The 18,356-nt window shown below is 68.5% G+C and carries 19 protein-coding genes; 8 read left to right on the top strand and 11 right to left on the bottom strand.

All coding sequences use genetic code 11. From position 1 onward, the window contains the following. Positions 1–4 precede the first annotated feature (4 nt). The 4 genes from mmsB to AC3A6R_RS24725 are packed head-to-tail and all read right to left on the bottom strand — an operon-like array spanning position 5 to position 4,768. A complete protein-coding gene (gene mmsB / locus AC3A6R_RS24740; protein ID WP_487861605.1) occupies positions 5–904 on the bottom strand; it encodes a 3-hydroxyisobutyrate dehydrogenase in 900 nt (299 codons plus the stop codon). Positions 905–933: 29 nt separating this feature from the next. Further along, on the bottom strand, positions 934–2,049 hold the full coding sequence (locus AC3A6R_RS24735; protein ID WP_487861606.1) for an enoyl-CoA hydratase/isomerase family protein: 1,116 nt from the start codon (positions 2,047–2,049) through the stop codon (positions 934–936). Between the two features lie 28 nt (positions 2,050–2,077). After that, a complete protein-coding gene (locus tag AC3A6R_RS24730; protein ID WP_487861607.1) occupies positions 2,078–3,232 on the bottom strand; it encodes an acyl-CoA dehydrogenase family protein in 1,155 nt (384 codons plus the stop codon). A gap of 12 nt (positions 3,233–3,244) precedes the next feature. Beyond that, positions 3,245–4,768, bottom strand: a complete 1,524-nt coding sequence (locus AC3A6R_RS24725) for a CoA-acylating methylmalonate-semialdehyde dehydrogenase (RefSeq protein ID WP_487861608.1) — start codon at positions 4,766–4,768, stop codon at positions 3,245–3,247. Positions 4,769–4,905: 137 nt separating this feature from the next. On the opposite strand from AC3A6R_RS24725, the gene AC3A6R_RS24720 reads away from it, so the two are divergent. Next, positions 4,906–5,814, top strand: coding sequence for a LysR family transcriptional regulator (locus AC3A6R_RS24720; protein WP_487861609.1), 909 nt, complete (start codon positions 4,906–4,908; stop codon positions 5,812–5,814). A 15-nt stretch (positions 5,815–5,829) separates the two neighbouring features. Here AC3A6R_RS24720 and AC3A6R_RS24715 read toward each other — a convergent pair whose 3' ends face one another. From AC3A6R_RS24715 to AC3A6R_RS24705, 3 genes are read right to left on the bottom strand one after another with little or no spacing between them, the layout of a single operon-like run. Continuing rightward, entirely contained in the window at positions 5,830–6,897 is a 1,068-nt protein-coding gene (locus AC3A6R_RS24715; RefSeq protein WP_487861610.1) for a DUF4241 domain-containing protein, read from the bottom strand. A 19-nt stretch (positions 6,898–6,916) separates the two neighbouring features. After that, a complete protein-coding gene (locus AC3A6R_RS24710) occupies positions 6,917–7,555 on the bottom strand; it encodes a 3-oxoacid CoA-transferase subunit B (RefSeq protein ID WP_487861611.1) in 639 nt (212 codons plus the stop codon). A 1-nt stretch (position 7,556) separates the two neighbouring features. Then, positions 7,557–8,369, bottom strand: coding sequence for a CoA transferase subunit A (locus AC3A6R_RS24705; RefSeq protein WP_487861612.1), 813 nt, complete (start codon positions 8,367–8,369; stop codon positions 7,557–7,559). Between the two features lie 105 nt (positions 8,370–8,474). Between AC3A6R_RS24705 and AC3A6R_RS24700 the strand changes: the two genes are divergently transcribed. Both AC3A6R_RS24700 and AC3A6R_RS24695 read left to right on the top strand, forming a co-directional pair. Next, on the top strand, positions 8,475–9,056 hold the full coding sequence (locus AC3A6R_RS24700) for a LuxR C-terminal-related transcriptional regulator (RefSeq protein WP_487861613.1): 582 nt from the start codon (positions 8,475–8,477) through the stop codon (positions 9,054–9,056). A gap of 130 nt (positions 9,057–9,186) precedes the next feature. Continuing rightward, positions 9,187–9,336 carry a hypothetical protein gene (locus tag AC3A6R_RS24695; RefSeq protein WP_487861614.1) on the top strand — a complete coding sequence of 50 codons (150 nt, stop codon included), beginning with the start codon at positions 9,187–9,189 and terminating at the stop codon, positions 9,334–9,336. 9 nt (positions 9,337–9,345) lie between these two features. Here AC3A6R_RS24695 and AC3A6R_RS24690 read toward each other — a convergent pair whose 3' ends face one another. Then, the gene (locus AC3A6R_RS24690) at positions 9,346–10,290 is read right to left on the bottom strand and encodes a LysR family transcriptional regulator (RefSeq protein ID WP_487865888.1); all 945 of its coding nucleotides are present in this window, start codon (positions 10,288–10,290) and stop codon (positions 9,346–9,348) included. Between the two features lie 107 nt (positions 10,291–10,397). On the opposite strand from AC3A6R_RS24690, the gene AC3A6R_RS24685 reads away from it, so the two are divergent. From AC3A6R_RS24685 to AC3A6R_RS24675, 3 genes are all read left to right on the top strand, one after another. After that, on the top strand, positions 10,398–11,909 hold the full coding sequence (locus tag AC3A6R_RS24685; protein WP_487865887.1) for a CoA-acylating methylmalonate-semialdehyde dehydrogenase: 1,512 nt from the start codon (positions 10,398–10,400) through the stop codon (positions 11,907–11,909). Between the two features lie 103 nt (positions 11,910–12,012). After that, the gene (locus AC3A6R_RS24680; protein ID WP_487861617.1) at positions 12,013–12,861 is read left to right on the top strand and encodes a class I SAM-dependent methyltransferase; all 849 of its coding nucleotides are present in this window, start codon (positions 12,013–12,015) and stop codon (positions 12,859–12,861) included. 164 nt (positions 12,862–13,025) lie between these two features. Beyond that, positions 13,026–14,624, top strand: coding sequence for an OpgD/OpgG family glucan biosynthesis protein (locus AC3A6R_RS24675; protein WP_487861618.1), 1,599 nt, complete (start codon positions 13,026–13,028; stop codon positions 14,622–14,624). A gap of 25 nt (positions 14,625–14,649) precedes the next feature. Here AC3A6R_RS24675 and AC3A6R_RS24670 read toward each other — a convergent pair whose 3' ends face one another. After that, positions 14,650–15,099 (bottom strand): hypothetical protein, encoded by a 450-nt coding sequence (locus tag AC3A6R_RS24670; protein WP_487861619.1) that lies wholly within the window; start codon positions 15,097–15,099, stop codon positions 14,650–14,652. A 136-nt stretch (positions 15,100–15,235) separates the two neighbouring features. Continuing rightward, the gene (locus AC3A6R_RS24665; RefSeq protein WP_487861620.1) at positions 15,236–15,661 is read right to left on the bottom strand and encodes an FKBP-type peptidyl-prolyl cis-trans isomerase; all 426 of its coding nucleotides are present in this window, start codon (positions 15,659–15,661) and stop codon (positions 15,236–15,238) included. Between the two features lie 105 nt (positions 15,662–15,766). Here AC3A6R_RS24665 and AC3A6R_RS24660 point away from each other — a divergent pair, with 105 nt between their 5' ends. After that, on the top strand, positions 15,767–17,161 hold the full coding sequence (locus tag AC3A6R_RS24660; RefSeq protein WP_487861621.1) for an ethanolamine ammonia-lyase subunit EutB: 1,395 nt from the start codon (positions 15,767–15,769) through the stop codon (positions 17,159–17,161). Then, entirely contained in the window at positions 17,158–17,955 is a 798-nt protein-coding gene (eutC, locus tag AC3A6R_RS24655) for an ethanolamine ammonia-lyase subunit EutC (protein ID WP_487861622.1), read from the top strand. Before AC3A6R_RS24660 ends, eutC begins: the two co-directional genes overlap by 4 nt. A 53-nt stretch (positions 17,956–18,008) precedes the next feature. Here eutC and AC3A6R_RS24650 read toward each other — a convergent pair whose 3' ends face one another. Next, positions 18,009–18,356 carry a nuclear transport factor 2 family protein gene (locus AC3A6R_RS24650; RefSeq protein WP_487861623.1) on the bottom strand — a complete coding sequence of 116 codons (348 nt, stop codon included), beginning with the start codon at positions 18,354–18,356 and terminating at the stop codon, positions 18,009–18,011.

The raw sequence follows: 18,356 nt of genomic DNA, 5'->3' as shown, positions 1-18,356 counted from the left end.
CCGATCAGGACGCCTTCTTCTGCACCAGCTTCAGCACGCTCGAAAAATCGAGCGCGCCGTGCCCCGCGAGGCTGTGCGCCGCATAGAGGCTGCGCGCCAGGCCGCCGAGCGGCGTGGCGGCGCGAACGGCCGTGGCGTTCTCCTGCGCGAGGCCCAGGTCCTTGAGCATCAGGTCGGTGCCGAAGCCGCCCGCATAGTTCTTCGACGCGGGCGCGGTGTCCATCACGCCCGGCATCGGGTTGTACTTCTCGAGCGCCCAGTTGCCGCCCGAGCTGCGGCGCATGATCTCGGACAGCACCTTCGGGTCGAGCCCGTTCGCCACGCCGAGCGCCAGCGCCTCGGAGGTGCCGATCATCAAGATGCCGAGCAGCATGTTGTTGCAGATCTTCGCGGTCTGCCCCGCACCCGCGGCGCCGGCGTGGAAGATGTTGGCGCCCATCTTCTCGAGCACGGGCCGCGCGCGTTCCAGGTCTTGCGCGTCGCCGCCGACCATGAAGGTCAGCGTGCCGGCGATGGCGCCGCCGGTGCCGCCGGAGACCGGCGCATCGATCATCGCGATGCCCTTCGCAGCCGCCGCGGCGGCCACTTTCTGCGACGTGGCCGCGGCGATGGTGCTGCTGTCGATCACGAGCGTGCCAGGCTCGATCTTTTCGAGCAGGCCGGGCTTGCCCTGGGCGCCGAGGAACAGCCCTTCGACATGCGCGCTGGCCGGCAGCATGCTGACCACGACCTCGGCGCCGGCCACCGCATCGGCGGCCGAGGCGGCAATGGCGAGGCCCTCGGCCGCGAACTTGCTGCAGGCATCGGTCGACAGGTCGAAGGCGCTGAGCACGTGGCCCGCCTTCATCAGGTTGAGGGCCATCGGGCCGCCCATGTTGCCCAGGCCGATGAAAGCGATCTTCATTGTCTGTCTCCGTTCGTTGTTCGCGTTGTTTACTTCAGCGCCGCCAGTTCGGCCGGCATCTCGCCGCGCGGGCGCAGGTGGTCCTCGATGAACTCGGGCGTGATTTCCTCGATGCTGGCCGGCGACCACTTCGGGTTGCGGTCCTTGTCGATCAGCACCGCGCGAATGCCCTCGGCAAAGTCCTTGTGCGCGCAGAAGCCGAGCGAGGCCCAGTATTCGAGCCGGAACACCTCGGCCAGCGACATGCGGTGCACGCGCTGCCAGAGCTCGAAGCTCAGCGCGGCCGAGCTCGGCGCGCCCTTCATGAAGCTCTTGGCGGCCGTCTGCAGCCAGGGGTCGTCGCTTTGCAGTGCGCGCAGGCGCTTCGCGATGTCGAGCAGGTCGTCGCCGGCCATCAGCGCGTTGATCGTGTCGTAGTGCTCGCGCACCTTCGAAGGCGGCAGCGCGGCGCCCTCGCCGGCCCCGGCCAGGATGCGCGAGAGCGTCGCGCGGTCGGCCTTGCCGTTGCCGGCCCATGCGGCGGCGGCGATGGCCTCGACCACGGCGGCCTTGCGCCCATGCGGCACCAGCACGTCGGCCAGGCCGCAGAAGATCGCATCGGCCGCATTGAGGTTGGCGGCCGTGAGCGCGAGGAACAGGCCGGTGCGCCCGGGCGTGCGGCGCAGGAACCAACTGCCGCCCACGTCGGGGTACAGGCCGATGGCGATCTCGGGCATGGCGATGCGGCTTTGCTCGGTGACCACGCGGTGCGAGCAGCCCGCCATCAGGCCCACGCCGCCGCCCATGACGATGCCGTGGCCCCAGCACAGGAACGGCTTCGGAAAGGTGTGGATCAGGTGGTCGAGCTCGTACTCCTCGCGGAAGAAGTCTTCGGCGTAGGTGTTGCGCGCGGGGCCGCATTCGCCGAGCGTCTGGTAGAGCTGGCGCAGATCGCCGCCGGCGCAGAAGGCTTTTTCGCCCGCGGCCTGGAGCACGACGCCCACCACGCCGCCGTCGGCGGCCCATTCGCGCAGCCTGGGCGTGAGCAGGCGCACCATGTCCACCGAAAGCGCATTGAGCGAAGCAGGGGCGTTGAGCGTGGCGGTGGCAAAGCGCTTGCCGCCGGCGGTCTTGATTTCGTCGAAGAGAACTACGGAGTCGGTCATTGTCTTGAGGGTTTCCGGATGCGGGGCGTCAGCGGATGTCGCTGTCCCCTTCCAGCAATTTTCGCGCAACGATCACGCGCATGATCTCGTTGGTGCCTTCGAGGATCTGGTGCACGCGCGCATCGCGCACCAGGCGCTCGAGCGGGAACTCGGCCAGGTAGCCGTAGCCGCCGTGCAGCTGCAGCGCGTCGTTGCACACGTTGAAGCCCGCATCGGTCGCGAAGCGCTTGGCCATGGCGCAATAGGTGCTTGCATCGGCATGGCCCGCATCGAGCTTGCTGGCGGCCAGCCGCACCATCTGCCGTGCGGCCACGAGCTCGGTCGCCATGTCGGCGAGCTTGAACTGCAGCGCCTGGAAGCTCGCGAGCGGCTTGCCGAACTGCTGGCGCTCGTGCAGGTAGCGGCGCGCCGCGTCGAGCGCGCCCTGCGCCGCGCCGACCGAGCAGGTCGCGATGTTGATGCGGCCGCCGTCGAGGCCCTTCATCGCGATGCGGAAGCCCTCGCCCTCGCTGCCCAGCAGGTTCGCGGCCGGGATGCGCACGTTGTCGAAGCTGATGGTGCGCGTGGGCTGGCTGTTCCAGCCCATCTTGTGCTCCTTCTTGCCGTAGCTCACGCCCGGCGCATCGGCCGGCACCGCGAAGGCCGAGATGCCGCCCGCGCCGCCGCCGCCCGTGCGCGCCATGAGCACCAGCACGTCGGTCGCGCCCGCGCCCGAGATGAAGGCCTTGCCGCCGTTGATGACGTAGTCGTTGCCCTGCAGCTCGGCGCGCGTCTTGAGCGAGCCGGCGTCCGAGCCGGCACCGGGTTCGGTCAGGCAGTACGAGGCGAGCTTGCGCCCGCTGGTGAGGTCTTCGCCCCACTCGGCGGCGACCGCGTCGGTGCCCCAGGTGCCGAGCATCCACGTCGCCATGTTGTGGATCGTGATGAAGGCCGTGGTCGAGGGGTCGACCGCGGCCATCTCCTCGAACACCAGCGCCGCATCGAGCCGCGGCAGCCCGAGGCCGCCGATGCGCTCGGGCGCGTAGAGGCCACAGAAACCCAGCTCGCCCGCCTTGGCGATGGCTTCCTTCGGGAAGATCGCCTCGGCGTCCCAGCGGGCCGCATGCGGCGCGAACTCGGCCTGGGCGAATTCGCGCGCCGAATCCGCGAAGGCGCGCTGCTCTTCGGAAAGCTCGAAGTCCATTCGCTCGACTTCTTACTTGAGACTGATCGTTGTGTTGACGCCTTGCGACACCGTGCTGTCGTCGAACCAGCGCGCGGTCACCGTCTTGGTCTGCGTGTAGAACATGATGACCTGCTTGCCGTACGGCCCGAGATCGCCGAGCTTCGAGGCGCGCGAACCGGTGAACGAGAACATCGGCACCGGCACCGGGATCGGCACGTTGATGCCGACCTGGCCCACGTCGATGTCTTCCTGGAACTTGCGCGCGGCGGCACCCGACTGCGTGAAGATCGCGGTGCCGTTGCCGTTCGGGTTGCTGTTGATCAGCGCGATGGCCTCGTCGATGGTCTCGGCATCGGCCACGCACAGCACCGGCCCGAACACCTCCTGGTCATAGATCGTCATGCCGGGCTTCACGCCCGAGAAGACCGTCGGTCCGACGAAGTTGCCCTTCTCGTAGCCCGGCACGGTCGGCTTGCGGCCGTCGAGCGCGAGCGTGGCGCCGTCGGCCACACCGCGTTCGATGAGGCTGTTGACGCGCTCGTAGGCGGCGCACGAGACCAGTGGGCCCACGTCCACGCCCTTCTCGGTGCCGGCGCCGATCTTCAGCGTCTTGGCCTTGGCGATGAGGTCGGGCACCCAGTTGCGCGCCTCGCCCACGAGCACCGCCACCGACACCGCCATGCAGCGCTGGCCCGCAGCGCCGAAGCTCGCGCCGGCCAGTGCGTTGAGCGTCTGCTCCTTGTTGGCGTCGGGCATGACGATGGCGTGGTTCTTCGCCCCCATCATGCATTGCACGCGCTTGCCGGCCAGCGTGGCGCGGTTGTAGACGTGCGTGCCGACCTTGGTCGAGCCGACGAAGCTGATCGCCTTGATGTCCTTGTGGTCGCAGATGCCGTTGACCACCGCCTCGCCGCCATGCACTACGTTGAGCACGCCGGGCGGAATGCCGGCCTGGAGCGCGAGTTCACACAGGCGCATGGTCACCATCGGGTCCTGCTCGGAGGGCTTCAGCACGAAGGTGTTGCCCGTGACGATCGCCATCGGGAACATCCACAGCGGGATCATGGCCGGAAAGTTGAACGGCGTGATGCCCGCGCACACGCCCAGCGGCTGCAGCAGCGTGTAGGTGTCGACGCCATTGGCCACGTTGTTGGCCATCTCGCCGAGCTGCAGGTTGCCGATGGCCGCCGCATGCTCGACCACCTCGAGGCCGCGGAACACGTCGCCTTCGGCATCGGGCAGCGTCTTGCCCTGCTCGGCCGTAAGGATCGCGGCCAGCTCGGCCATGTTCTCGCGGATGAGCTGCTGGTACTTGAGGAAGATGCGCGCGCGGGCGCCGATCGGCGTCTTGCGCCAGGTCTTGAATGCGTCCTTGGCGGAAGCGACGGCGGCATCGAGTTCGGCCTGCGTGGCGAAGGGCACGCGCGCCAGCACTTCCTGCGTGGCCGGGTTGACGATGTCGCGCCATTCGGTGGTCTTCGACTCGACGAACTGGCCGCCGATCAAGAGCTTGACGGTGGCGACCTGGGTCTTGGATGTGGTGGTGGCGTCCATGGGGTTTGTCTCCTGTGAATACGGGGCCTGAATGGCGGGTTCGACACGCATCGTAGCTTTGCAGATTTGCCATGACAATAGACAAAATTGCGCCAGCGCTTTGCAAAAATGCAGATCACCACGGGGAGAACGCGCACATGGACTGGGACAACCTTCGCTACTTTCTCGAACTGGCCCGCTCGGGCACGCTGATGAGCGCCGCGCGCCGGCTCGAGGTCGACCACACCACGGTGGCGCGGCGCATCCAGGCGCTCGAAAAGGAAGTGGGTGCCCCGCTCTTCTCGCGCGAGTCGGGCGGCCACCGGCTCACCGAGGCCGGCCGCAGGCTGCAGCCGCAGGTCGAGGCGATGGAGAGCGCGTTCCAGGCGGTCGAAAGCACCGCGCCCGCGTCGCAGGAGGGCCTCTCGGGGCTGGTACGCATCGGCGCGACCGAGGGCTTCGGCACGGTGGTGCTGGCGCCGCAGCTCGCGCGCTTCGCGCAGCAGCACCCAAAGCTCACCATCGACCTGCTCGCCATGCCGCGGCTGGTACACCTCTCGCGGCGCGAGGCCGACATCGTGATCTCGCTCGAACGGCCCGCGCGCGGGCCGGTGGTGGTGACCAAGCTCACCGACTACACGCTGCGGCTCTATGCCTCGAAGAAGTACCTGGCCGCGCACAAGCCCATCAAGACGCGCGAAGACCTGCGCGGCCACACGTTCATCAGCTACGTGGACGACCTGCTGTTCAGCAAGGAGCTGCAATACCTCGACGAGCTGCACCGTCCCGACGCGTTCGCGCTGCGCAGCACCAGCGTGCTCGCGCAGCACCGCGCGGTGGCGGCGGACGCGGGTATCGCCGTGCTGCCGGCCTTCGTGGCCGACGAGGACCGGTCGCTGCGCCCGGTGCTCGAGGACCAGGCGAACTTCACGCGCACGTTCTGGATGTCGATGCCCGCGGAGACCAAGCACCTTGCGCGGATGCAGGCGGTGTGGGCCTTCCTGCGCGAGACGGCCGAGGCGCAGAAGGCCGTGCTGCTGCCGCGCACCCGAAAGCAGGCCGCTTAGCGCACGCCGGATGCCTCAAGAAAAGAGGCGCTTCCACAGGCTCTTGCCGGCCGCCGGCCCGCCCGCAGCCGCCTCGGAGCTCTCGAGCAGCTCGATCAGCCCCGGCACCCGCGGCTTCGTGAGCCACCGGGCATAGGCAAGGTAGTTCTCGGCCTTTCCCTCGATGCGGAGTTGCTCCGGCATGGCGGGGCACGGCCGGTCGCCCAGCAGCAGGCGCAGGGCTTCGAGCTGGTTCATGCGGATCGCACTGGCGATCGCGGTTTCGCCGAGCGACGGAATGATCTCGTTGGCCCCCGCAAGCCCGGCGCCGAGCAGCGACCCGACCGCTGCCGTATCGCCGCCGATGGCTGCGGCGCCGAGCGCTTCGAGTGCCTCGCGCTTTTCGGGGGAAAGGCTCGCGGCGTAATCGTCGTCGCGCTTGTCGTCCTCGCTGCGCGGATCGCCGCCCTGCATCGTCATGAAGTCGGTCACCAGCGCCACAGGTTCGTCCGACGTATCGAGCGCCCAGTAGCTCGGGTAGCTGCCGTCGCCCCATCCCGAGGTGAAGATCAGCACGTTGTTCGCATTGCCCTCGCCGAGCGGGTAGTGGTCGGCCACGTCCTTGTCGCCCAGTTCGGTGCCGAGCACGTCGTCGTAGTAGCTGATGTAGCCGGGCTCGGCCGATTCGCGCGCGTCGCGCTCGGCGAGGGCCGCTGCGCAGTCGGCGTCCATGAAGCAGCCCACGCCAGCATCGACGGGATAGCCGTAGAACTCGTCGTCGCCCAGGTCTTCGGGCGACTGGCCGTCGATCAATGCCGGCGTCCAGTGCAAGTCGGCGGCCTGCAGGCCTTCGCGCCCGCGCAGCCAGAGCACCGCCAGTGCGTGACGCCCGCCGTGCTGCACTACGTCGACAGGGAAGGTGCCGCGCACGCCGACGCTGCGGGCAAAGGCGGCGCGCTCGGGCTGCACCAGCGGATCGCAGGCCACGATGCGCCCGCTCGTGATGCGAAGCATCCCGCAAGGCTGCCGCTGCAGGCGCCGCCATTGCAGCGCCTCGTCGTCCAGAAGGATGCTCTGCAGGTTGTCCGGGTCGAGATAGGCCATGGGTACCGTGCGGCCTGCCTTACTGGATCAGCTTGGCCCCCGTCTTCGCCTGCAGCGCATCGAAGCTCACGCCGGGCGCGAGCTCGACGACCTTCAGGCCCTCGGGCACCACGTCCATCACGGCCAGGTCGGTGATGACGCGGTCGACCACGCCCACGCCGGTCAGCGGCAGCGTGCACTCCTCGAGGATCTTCAGGTCCTCGGTGCCGTCCTTCTTCCTGGCGACGTGTTCCATCAGCACGATCACGCGCTTCACGCCGGCCACGAGGTCCATGGCGCCGCCCATGCCCTTGACCATCTTGCCGGGAATCATCCAGTTGGCGAGGTCGCCCTTCACGCTGACCTGCATCGCGCCGAGGATCGACAGGTTGATCTTGCCGCCGCGGATCATCGCGAAGCTGTCGTGGCTGCCGAAGATGGCCGAGCCCGGCAGCGTGGTGACGGTCTGCTTGCCGGCATTGATCAGGTCGGCGTCGACCTGGTCCTCGGTCGGGAACGGGCCGATGCCGAGCATGCCGTTCTCGCTCTGCAGCCACACTTCCTTGTCGCCGACGAAGTTGGCCACCAGCGTGGGAATGCCGATGCCCAGGTTCACGTAGAAGCCGTCTTCGAGTTCTTGCGCCGCGCGTGCAGCCATCTGATCTTGGGTCCAGGGCATCTCAGGCTCCTTCTTTGTTGTTGTTGTTGACGACCTTGGCGGGCGCGGGCACCTCGCTGCCGGCGGCGGCCTGGGCGATCGCGGCCTGGGCCTCGACCTTCGCGGCGGCGGCATCGACCGCGGCGCTCAGGGTGCGCTTCTCGATGCGCTTCTCAGGGTTGGCGTTGAGCACGATGCGGTGCACGTAGATGCCCGGCAGATGGATGTCGTCGGGCGCCAGTTCGCCGATCTCGACGATCTTCTCGACTTCGACGATGCAGACCTTGCCGGCCATCGCGGCGGCCGGGTTGAAGTTGCGCGCCGTGAGGCGGAAGCGCAGGTTGCCGGCCTTGTCGGCCACGTCGGCTTTCACCAGGGCCACGTCGGGCACCAGCGAGCGCTCCATCACGTAGGTCTCGCCGTCGAACTCGCGCAGCTCCTTGCCCTCTGCCACCTGCGTGCCGACACCGGTCTTGGTGAAGAAGGCCGGAATGCCCGCGCCGCCTGCCCGCAGCTTCTCGGCCAGTGTGCCCTGCGGCGTGAATTCGAGTTGCAGTTCGCCCGCCAGGTACTGGCGCTCGAACTCCTTGTTCTCGCCCACGTACGACGCGATCATCTTCTGGATCTGGCGCGTCTCGAGCAGCTTGCCGAGGCCGAAGCCGTCGACGCCCGCGTTGTTCGAGATCACGGTGAGGTTCTGCACGCCCGTGTCCTTGAGCGCCTCGATCAGCGCCTCGGGAATGCCGCACAGGCCGAAGCCGCCGACCGCGAGCATCTGCCCGTCGGCCACGACCCCCTTGAGTGCCGCGTCGGCGGAGGGATAAATCTTGTTCACTCGAACTCCTTGGTGGATGAATGGAGAGTGGCTGGAAGGAAGGAAAGAATGCCCTGAACGATACTACGTACCCGCATACGTAGTATTTCGTAATGGTGACTCCCGATGCCCGACCGCGCGCCGCCTGAGATCGACTACCGGCTCGCCTTCGAGCAGGCGCCCGTCGGCATGGTGGTGTCGCGCAACCGCACCATCGTGGCCTGCAACCGGCGGGTGTGCGAGATTTTCGGCGCAACCCCCTCGGCCCTGGTGGGGCATTCGTTCAGCATCCTGTACCCGAGCGTGGCCGAGTTCGAGCGCATCGGCAAGCGCATGGAGCCGTTCCTGAACGCCAGCGGCCACTATGCCGACAACCGCATGATGAAGCGGCTCGGCGCCCTGCACGGCGCCATGGCGGGCGAGACCTTCTGGTGCCACGTCACGGGCCAGGCGCTCAACCGCGAGGCGCCGCACGAAGCCGGCATCTGGACCTTCGAGGACCTGGGCGCGCGCCGCGCCGACAAGGCCGAGCTCACGCCGCGCGAGCGCGAGGTGGCCGCGCAGGTGATGCGCGGGCTCACCTCCAAGGAGATCGGCCGTGCGCTCGGCATCAGTCACCGCACGGTCGAGCTGCACCGGGCCCGGCTGATGCGCAAGTACGCGGCGGCCACCACGGCGGAGCTGGTGCAGAAGCTCATCGCGGGCTGACCCATGCGCCGGCGATCGTTGCAGAAACGGAAACGCGGTGTCGCCGAAAGCCCCGCGCCGGGCTGCGGGCCGAGGCCTATCGTGGAGGCATGCGGGCAACCCGCCCGCAGCCACTCAAAGGAGTCTCGCCATGTCCACCGCTCTTCATTCCGAACAAAGCCAGTTGCGCGCCCAGAAGCTGCCCGCTGCCCGCCTGCATGCGCTGGCCGCGCACCAGCTGCCGGTCGCGCTGACGCTCGGTGCCGTGATCCTGTCGGTGCTCGGGGTCAATCGGCCTTGATCTGCGCCCTCAGGGCAGCGGAAACCCTTCGCCGAGCGTCTCGCGCAGGTGGCCCACGAACAGGTCGACCGCGCGCGGGATGTGCAGCGAATAGGGCCGTATCGCATAGATGCGGTCGGCGAACGCGCCCGTGGGCTGCCAGTCGGGCAGCACCTCGACCAGCTTGCCGGCCTGCAGGCCCGATTGCGCGCTGAAGTCGGGCAAGAGCGCGATGCCCAGGCCCGCCTGCGCAGCATCGCGCAGCGCTTCGCTGTTGTTGGCGGCCAGCGGCCCGGCGATGGGCACCGTCACGCGGCCGGCCTGGCGCGTGCGGGCGTTCCGCCGCTCGAAGGACCACACGTTGGTTTCCTGCCCGCGCGGGTAGTGCAGGCAGTCGTGCTCGGCCAGCATGGCCGGCGCCAGCGGCGTGCCCTTGCGGCGCAGGTAGGCACCGCTGGCCACCAGCACCGAGCGCGTGTCGCACAGGCGCCAGGCCACGTGCGTGTCGGGCGGCGAGGCCGCATGCCGCACCGCGAGGTCGAAGCCCTCGGTGGCGAGCGAACTGAGGCGGTCCGACAGCTCCATCTCGATGCGGATCGCCGGATGTGCGAGCAGGAAATCGGCCAGCCTGGGCAGCAGTTGCTGCCGGCCGAGCGCCACCGGCGCCGTCACGCGCACCAGGCCGCGCGGCTCGCCCCCATGGTCCTGCGCCTTCAGGAAGCTATGCGCGATCTGCTCGAAGGGCTCGCGGGTCTGGTCGACCAGCTGCTGGCCGGCCTCGGTGAGCCGCATGCTGCGCGTGGTGCGGCGCACCAGCGGCACGCCCGCGGCGCGCTCGAGCTCGGCGATGCGCTGGCTCATGGCGGCCTTGCTCACGCCCAGGCGCGCCGCGGCGGCGGTGTAGCTGCCCTGCTGGCCGAGCACGATGAGCCAGTGCAGGTGGGTCCAGAGCGACTCGGCTTTTTGCGATTCCATGGCTCCATTGTTCACCATGGCGAACAAACAGTTCAATCCTGGCACCTAGGCAAGCAGCGCCCGCTTTCCTAGACTGGCAACATCACTCCACCATCGTCGGGACCTCCATGACCACACAGATCGCGCATTTCATCGGCGGCCAGCGCACCGCCGGCGGCAACTCCGACCGCACGCAAGACGTCACCAACCCCGCTTCGGGCAAGGTCACCGGCAAGGTGGTGCTGGCCGGTGCGGCCGATGTCGACGCGGCCGTGGCCGCCGCCCAGGCCGCGTTTCCGAAGTGGTCCGACACGCCGCCGATCCGGCGCGCGCGCGTGATGTTCAAGTTCCTGGAGCTCTTGAACCTGCACAAGGACGAGCTCGCCCACATGATCACGGCCGAGCACGGCAAGGTGTTCACCGACGCGCAGGGCGAGGTCTCGCGCGGCATCGACATCGTCGAGTTCGCCTGCGGCATCCCGCAGCTGCTCAAGGGCGACTTCACCGACCAGGTCTCCACCGGCATCGACAACTGGACGCTGCGCCAGCCGCTGGGCGTGGTGGCGGGCATCACGCCGTTCAACTTCCCGGTGATGGTGCCGATGTGGATGTTCCCGGTGGCCATTGCCGCGGGCAATACCTTCATCCTCAAGCCCAGCCCGACCGATCCGACGCCGTCGCTGCGCATGGCCGAGCTGCTGAAGGAAGCGGGCCTGCCCGACGGCGTGTTCAACGTGGTGCAGGGCGACAAGGTCGCGGTCGATGCGCTGCTCGAGCACCCCGACGTCAAGGCTGTGAGCTTCGTGGGTTCGACGCCCATCGCCAACTACATCTACGAAATCGGCGCGCGCCACGGCAAGCGCGTGCAGGCGCTCGGCGGCGCGAAGAACCACATGGTGGTGATGCCCGACGCCGACATCGACCAGACGGTGGACGCGCTGATCGGCGCGGGCTACGGCTCGGCCGGCGAGCGCTGCATGGCGATCAGCGTTGCGGTGCTCGTGGGCGATGCGGCCGACAAGATCATGCCCAAGCTCATCGAGCGCACGAAGGCGCTCAAGGTGCTCGACGGCGAGAACCTGGCCGCCGAGATGGGCCCGATCGTCACGCGCGCGGCGCACGAACGCATCACCGGCTACATCGCCCAGGGCGAGAAGGAAGGCGCGAAGCTGCTGGTCGACGGCCGTCAGTTCGACGGCAACCAGGCGGGCGCGGGCTGCGGCGACGGCTTCTGGATGGGCGGCACGCTGTTCGACCACGTCACGCCCGAGATGCGCATCTACAAGGAAGAGATCTTCGGCCCCGTGCTCTCGTGCGTGCGCGTGGCGAACTTCCAGGACGCCATCGACCTGGTCAACGCCCACGAGTTCGGCAATGGCGTGAGCTGCTTCACGCGCGACGGCAACGTGGCGCGCGAGTTCGGCCGCCGGATCCAGGTGGGCATGGTCGGCATCAATGTGCCGATTCCGGTGCCGATGGCCTGGCACGGCTTCGGCGGCTGGAAGCGCTCGCTGTTCGGCGACATGCATGCCTACGGCGAGGAAGGCGTGCGCTTCTACACCAAGCAGAAGTCGATCATGCAACGCTGGCCCGAAAGCACGCCCAAGGGCGCCGAGTTCGTGATGCCCACGGCCAAGTAGGCGCCGCACGCCCCCTCAGCCGCAGAGGGGGCACAACCTAAAGTCTGACTTGCCGCTCGCGGCCGCAGCGGCCAGACTGGGGCATGTTCTCGTTCGACCGACCATGACCCACGGCAAGGCCGCGCGCCGCCTTGCGGCGGTGCCCTCCACCTTGCGCATTCCGCTGGCGGCGCGCGCATCCGGCGACACGATGTTTCCGCAGCTCGCCGTGCGCGACGCCTATGCCGCCTCGATCCTCGAAAGGATCCGCGACGACGGCGACGCGCTGCCCGAGGACCGGACCACGATCTACGGCATCCTGAAGCGCACGCGCCACCTGCGCAGCCTGGCGCAGCAGTTCCTTCAGCGGCATCCGGGGGCCAGGGTGGTGAACATGGGCTGCGGGCTGAGCCACTACTTCCAGTGGCTCGACGACGGGGCGTGCCGGCTCACCGATGCCGACCTGCCCGAAGTGCTCGACCTGCGCCGCGAGCTGATTCCCAAGCTCGGCCCGCGTCACGACGAGCGCGCACTCGATCTGGCGCTGCCCGACTGGTGGGAGCAGCTTGGGCTGCCGACGCGCCGGCGCCGCGGTGCGCAGCCGGTGTTCCTCTTCACCGAAGGCGTGCTGATGTACCTGACGCCGGCACAGGTGCGCGCAGTGCTCGCCACTTTCGGCGAACGTGCGCCTGCGGGATCGGTGCTGGCCTTCGACGCCATCTGCTGGCTCGGCGTGGGCCATGCGGCGCGGCATCCTTCGGTGCGCGCCACCGGCGCGGAATTTCTCTGGGGCGTGCGCCGCCCCGCCGAGCTTGCCCAGGCCCATTCGCGCCTTCGGCTGGCCACCACCCACCGTTTGCTCGAAGGTGCGGGCCTGCCCTATGCGCTGTTCGGGACGTTCTCGATGCTGCTGTTCGGCGTACCGGCGTATGCCGTGTACGCGCTCGAGGCGATGGACGCACAAGAAACATAAATCTACAAACTTTGCAAATTCGGCGCCTGTCTGGCCCGAAAAACGCGGGTTGGCTGACGCGGCGGGTGCGCTGCAGCAGGCATGCTCGCTGCTTCACTGCGTGTGCTGCCTCAGCCTGCCACACTCCCCACTTTTCCAACCTGCACGAAACGACGCCTATCTACATGCTCGATCGCCGATCCTTCCTTGCCGCTGGTGGTGCCGCCGCCGCACTCGCCGCCCTTGGACTGCCCGAAGAGGCACTGGCCGCCAATGGCCTGCAACTGAGCCAGCCCGCGCCTTTTTCGTTCGATGGTCTCGTGGCCCACGCCAGGCGCCTTGCCGGCCAGGCCTACACCGGCCCCAAGCCGCTAGCGCCCGAAGTGCTCGAGAAGATCGACTACGACGCACACGGCAAGATCCGGTTCGATCCCGCCAACGCCCTCTTCCGCGACGGGCCCGGCGCCTTTCCCGTCACCTTCTTCCACCTGGGCCGCTTTTTCCAGGCGCCAGTGCGCATGCACGTGCTCGAGAACGCCGGCGGCGACATGTTCGCGCGCGAGGTGCGCTACAGCCCTTCATATTTCTCGATGCCGCCCGACAGCCCCGCGCGCGCGCTGCCCGCGGGCGCCGGCTTCGCGGGTTTCCGGCTGCAGGAGAGCCGCTTCGGCGACCAAACCAAGCTCGACTGGCAGAAGAACGACTGGGTGGCGTTCCTGGGCGCCTCGTACTTCCGCGCGATCGGCGAGCTCTACCAGTACGGCCTCTCGGCCCGCGGCATAGCGCTCGACGTGGCGGTGCCGGAAAAGTCGGAGGAATTCCCCAATTTCACGCGCTTCTATTTCGAGGCGCCGGCCGCGGACAACGCCACCTCGATGACCGTCTACGCGCTGCTCGAGGGGCCGAGCATCACGGGCGTCTTCAAGTTCGTCATGCAGCGCGGCAAGGCGGTCATCATGGACATCGATTCGCGCCTGTTCCTGCGCCGCGACGTCGCGCGCCTCGGGCTGGTGCCGCTCACGTCGATGTACTGGTATTCGGAGACCGTGAAGCCCACCGCCATCGACTGGCGGCCCGAAGTGCACGACTCCGACGGCCTCGCGATCTGGAACGGCGCGGGCGAGCGCATCTGGCGCCCGCTCAACAACCCCACGCAGACGCGCGCCTCGGCCTTCGCCGACACGCGCCCGCGCGGCTTCGGCCTGCTGCAGCGCGACCGCGTCTTCGACAACTACCAGGACGGCGTCAACTACGAGAAGCGCCCGAGCCTCTGGATCGAGCCGCTCGGCGACTGGGGCGAAGGCTCGGTGCAGCTGATCGAGATTCCGACCGACGACGAGATCCACGACAACGTGGTCGCCTTCTGGGTGCCCAAGGCCGAAGCCAAGGCCGGTTCGAGCTACAGCCTCAAGTACCGGCTGCACTGGACCGACCAGGAGCCCTTTCCGTCGCCGCTCGCGCGCTGCGTGGCGACCCGCATCGGCCGCGGCGGCCAGCCGGGCCAGCCGCGCCCGGCTGGCGTGCGCAAGTTCATGGTCGAGTTCGTCGGCCAGCCGCTGACCACCGTGCCCTTCGGCGTCAAGCCCGAACTCGTGCTGACCGCGCCGCGCGGCAAGTTCTCGTACGTCTTTGCCGAGGCCGTGCCCAACGGCGTGCCGGGCCACTGGCGCGCGCAGTTCGACTTCACGCCCGAAGGCACCGAGCCGATCGACATGCGGCTCTACCTGAAGAACGGCGACCAGACGCTGACCGAGACCTGGCTCTACCAGTTTCAGCCAGGTTGAGTGGCTTGGGGCGAGGCTTCGTGCCTCAGCCGACGAAGTCGTCCACGCACTTCCACATGACATCGGCGTAGCTGACGCCAGCCAGCATGCGCGCGGGATCGGGAAACCGGTCGCCGCGCGTGACCCTGGCCGTTCGGCCCCAGACGTTGAACCGGCTGGCCAGCGGATGGTCGTCGGCGACGCGCGCGAGCCACAGCCCCGAGCGCGGGCACGGCGCGACGCCGTGAACCCATTCGGTGCTGCCGTTCGCCGTGGTGGTCGAGAAGTCGGAGAGGCTGTCTTCGGGGCTGCCGGCCACCGCGACGAACGCCGCGCCCAGGCCGCCGACCACGAAACCGATCGCGCCGCCTGCTGCTGCAAACAAGAGCCCGAGCGCGGCGCCGGCGGCATCGGCCGCGTCGTGGCAACCGCACATCGAATGGCCGATGAATGCGCCGATCACAGTGCCAGCGATCGAGAAAGCCAGCCAGATCATCCGGCGCATTATGGGAGGGCGAAAAACGACAACGTCCTTCGCACGCCACCCAGGCGCCATTCCGAGGCGCCAAACGTGACGGACTGCACACTCTTTTTTCGCGCAGTCGGGCCGATTGCCGCCGCGCGCGCGCCGGTCAGCGCTTCTTGACCGACACCAGCTCGACTTCGAAGTTGAGCGTCGCGTTCGGCGGAATCACGCCGCCTGCGCCGCGCGCACCGTAGGCGATCGCGGGCGGGCAGGTCAGCTTGGCCTTGCCGCCGGGCTTCATCTTCTGCACGCCTTCGGTCCAGCAGGGGATCACGCCATTGAGCGGAAATTCGGTCGGCTCGCCGCGGCTGTAGGAACTGTCGAACTCCTTGCCGCTGTCGGGGAAGGTGCCGCGGTAGTGCACCTTGACCACATCGGTCGCGGCGGGCGATGCGCCACTGCCTTCCTTGAGCGACTGGTAGACCAGGCCGCTCGACGTGGTGACGGGCGCGGACTGGGCCCACGCGGTGGAGACCGCGCACAGCGAGACCAGGGCGGTACAAAGGAGCGACGACGGGGAGGAAGACTTCACTGAACACCTCGGGGAATGAAGAAACACCGATTATGGCGAGCGGCAGATCGCCCCTTGCCTTGGGGGTGGCGCACTGTCAACATCCGCCGATCGAAGGACATCGAGATGCGCTACCGCACCACCATCGCCGGCCAGGTCTTCGCGTTCGACGCGCTGCGTCAGGTCATGGCCGCGGCCAGCCCCGCGCGTTCGGGCGACTACCTCGCGGGCATCGGCGCGGCCACCGCGCAGCAGCGCATGGCGGCGCGCCACGTGCTTGCGGAGACACCGCTCAGCCAGTTCCTGAACGAGGCGCTGATTCCCTACGAGAGCGACAACATCACCCGGCTCATCGTCGACGGCCATGATGCGGCGGCCTTTGCGCCGGTGTCCCACCTCACGGTCGGCGACTTCCGCAACTGGCTGCTATCGGCGCAGGCCACCACCGAGGCGCTCACCGCCCTCGCGCCGGGGCTTACGCCCGAGATGGTCGCGGCCGTGTCCAAGCTCATGCGCAACCAGGACCTGATCTCGGTGGCCAGCAAGTGCCGCGTCGTCACGCGCTTTCGCAACACCCTCGGCCTGCCGGGCCACCTTGCGGTGCGGCTGCAGCCCAACCACCCCACCGACGACCTGCACGGCGTGGCCGCCTCCACGCTCGACGGCCTGCTCTATGGCGCGGGCGACGCGGTGATCGGCATCAATCCGGTGTCGGACAGCCTGCCGGTGCTCGAGCGCCTGCTGCGCATGCTCGACGAAGTGATCCAGCGCTTCGACATCCCGACCCAGAGCTGCGTCCTCACGCATGTGACCAACACGCTCCGGCTCGCCGAAGCCGGCGCACCCGTCGACCTGGTGTTCCAGTCGATCGCAGGCACCGAGAAGGCGAACCTGTCGTTCGGCGTGACCCCCGCGCTGCTCGACGAGGCCCACGCCGCCGCGCAGGCGCTGAACCGCGGCACCGTCGGCAACAACCTCATGTACTTCGAGACCGGCCAGGGCAGCGCCCTGTCGGCCGACGCGAACTTCGGCGTCGACCAGCAGACCTGCGAGGTGCGCGCCTATGCGCTGGCGCGTCGCTACCAGCCGCTGCTGATCAACACCGTCGTCGGCTTCATCGGCCCCGAGTACCTGTACGACGGCAAGCAGATCATCCGCGCCGGCCTCGAGGACCACTGCTGCGGCAAGCTGCTCGGCCTGCCGATCGGCTGCGACATCTGCTACACCAACCATGCGGAGGCCGACCAGGACGACATGGACAACCTGCTGGTGCTGCTCGGCACCGCGGGCGTCAACTTCATCATGGGCGTTCCGGGCGCCGACGACGTGATGCTCAACTACCAGAGCACTTCGTTCCACGATGCACTGTTCCTGCGCCAGACCCTCGGCCTGAAGCGCGCGCCCGAGTTCGAGGCCTGGCTGCAGCGCATGCAGATCACGGACGGCGCCGGACGGCTCGCAGCGCCCTCTTCCAACCGCCTGCTGGCCGACATGGGCGGGCTGGCCGCACTCGCGCCATGAACGACGAGCCCGTCACCCCCAGCCCCTGGTCGGCATGGCGTTCGGCCACGCCCGCGCGGCTCGCGCTGGGCCGCGCCGGTGCCGGCATGCCGACGGACGAGATACTGCGCTTCGGCTGGGCCCATGCGATGGCGCGGGATGCGATCCACGCGCCGCTCGATGTCGATGCGCTCGAAGCCGCGCTGTGCGCCGAGCACGGGGCGGTGCTTCGCGCGCGCAGCCGCGCCGAAGACCGCACCGCATACCTGCGCCGCCCCGACCTGGGCCGCCAGCTCGACCCCGCGGATGCCGAACGCCTGCGCGCCGCCGCTGCCGCCATCGGGCCGTGCGAGGTCTGCGTCGTGGTGGGCGACGGCCTTTCGTCGCTCGCCGTCGCACGCCATGCCGCGCCGCTGCTCGCCACGCTGCGCCCGCTGCTGCCGCCCGGCGTTCGCTTCGCGCCCGTGGTGATCGCCACGCAGGCGCGCGTGGCGCTGGCCGACGAGGCCGGCGAACTGTTCGGCGCCGCGCTCTCCGTCATGCTCATCGGCGAAAGGCCCGGGCTCAGCTCGCCCGACAGCCTCGGCATCTACCTGACCCATTCGCCGAAGCGCGGCCGCAACGACGCCGAGCGCAACTGCATCTCGAACGTGCGCCCCGAAGGCCTGCCGTACGACACCGCGGCGTTCAAGCTGGCCTGGCTGATGCGCGAGGCGCTGCGCCGCGGGCTGACGGGCGTGGCGCTCAAGGACGAGAGCGAGCGCGCGGTGATCGACACAGAACGCAACGCCCGGCTCGCCCCTTCAGCGGGGTAGCTCTTTGGCACGCTGACCCCGGAGCCGCCGGTCTTCGAGCGGCAAATCACATTTCATCCTTGAAGCACGAAAGCCTGCAGCTCGGCCATCTTTCCATCACGGAACCGCCAGACGTCGCAGTAGGCGCAGGGTCGTGTGTTTCCCACCTCGTCCCTCAACGTGATCTCGCCGAGCGCGGCAACGAAGTCACCGTCGCCGATCATGTGGTGAACCTGAAAACGGGGCGGCTCCTTGTAGGTGGCGGCCATCCACTCGCGAACCGCCTGCTTGCCTCGCAGGACGGTATCCCCCACGAAGGTCCATACGGTGTCCTCGGTGCAGAACTTCAGGAATCCCTCGAAGTCGCCATCCTTGATGGCGGCGTTGGCGGCAACGAGGATGGTCTTGTGGTCTTCCGGCAT

The sequence above is a fragment of the Variovorax sp. Soil_C_19 genome (assembly GCF_057657255.1).
This window is presented reverse-complemented; position numbering and strand designations above follow the sequence as displayed.

Excerpts from the sequence above, each read along its gene's own strand:
- AC3A6R_RS24695 (WP_487861614.1), top strand. The coding sequence starts at position 9,187 with ATGTCCACCGCTCTTCATTCCGAACAAAGCCAGTTGCGCGCCCAGAAG.
- AC3A6R_RS24675 (WP_487861618.1), top strand. The coding sequence starts at position 13,026 with ATGCTCGATCGCCGATCCTTCCTTGCCGCTGGTGGTGCCGCCGCCGCA.
- AC3A6R_RS24700 (WP_487861613.1), top strand. The coding sequence starts at position 8,475 with ATGCCCGACCGCGCGCCGCCTGAGATCGACTACCGGCTCGCCTTCGAG.
- AC3A6R_RS24720 (WP_487861609.1), top strand. The coding sequence starts at position 4,906 with ATGGACTGGGACAACCTTCGCTACTTTCTCGAACTGGCCCGCTCGGGC.
- AC3A6R_RS24660 (WP_487861621.1), top strand. The coding sequence starts at position 15,767 with ATGCGCTACCGCACCACCATCGCCGGCCAGGTCTTCGCGTTCGACGCG.
- AC3A6R_RS24670 (WP_487861619.1), bottom strand. The coding sequence starts at position 15,099 with ATGATCTGGCTGGCTTTCTCGATCGCTGGCACTGTGATCGGCGCATTC.
- AC3A6R_RS24730 (WP_487861607.1), bottom strand. The coding sequence starts at position 3,232 with ATGGACTTCGAGCTTTCCGAAGAGCAGCGCGCCTTCGCGGATTCGGCG.
- AC3A6R_RS24710 (WP_487861611.1), bottom strand. The coding sequence starts at position 7,555 with ATGCCCTGGACCCAAGATCAGATGGCTGCACGCGCGGCGCAAGAACTC.
- AC3A6R_RS24725 (WP_487861608.1), bottom strand. The coding sequence starts at position 4,768 with ATGGACGCCACCACCACATCCAAGACCCAGGTCGCCACCGTCAAGCTC.
- AC3A6R_RS24685 (WP_487865887.1), top strand. The coding sequence starts at position 10,398 with ATGACCACACAGATCGCGCATTTCATCGGCGGCCAGCGCACCGCCGGC.
- AC3A6R_RS24690 (WP_487865888.1), bottom strand. The coding sequence starts at position 10,290 with ATGGAATCGCAAAAAGCCGAGTCGCTCTGGACCCACCTGCACTGGCTC.
- AC3A6R_RS24650 (WP_487861623.1), bottom strand. The coding sequence starts at position 18,356 with ATGCCGGAAGACCACAAGACCATCCTCGTTGCCGCCAACGCCGCCATC.
- AC3A6R_RS24735 (WP_487861606.1), bottom strand. The coding sequence starts at position 2,049 with ATGACCGACTCCGTAGTTCTCTTCGACGAAATCAAGACCGCCGGCGGC.
- AC3A6R_RS24680 (WP_487861617.1), top strand. The coding sequence starts at position 12,013 with ATGACCCACGGCAAGGCCGCGCGCCGCCTTGCGGCGGTGCCCTCCACC.
- AC3A6R_RS24715 (WP_487861610.1), bottom strand. The coding sequence starts at position 6,897 with ATGGCCTATCTCGACCCGGACAACCTGCAGAGCATCCTTCTGGACGAC.
- mmsB (WP_487861605.1), bottom strand. The coding sequence starts at position 904 with ATGAAGATCGCTTTCATCGGCCTGGGCAACATGGGCGGCCCGATGGCC.
- eutC (WP_487861622.1), top strand. The coding sequence starts at position 17,158 with ATGAACGACGAGCCCGTCACCCCCAGCCCCTGGTCGGCATGGCGTTCG.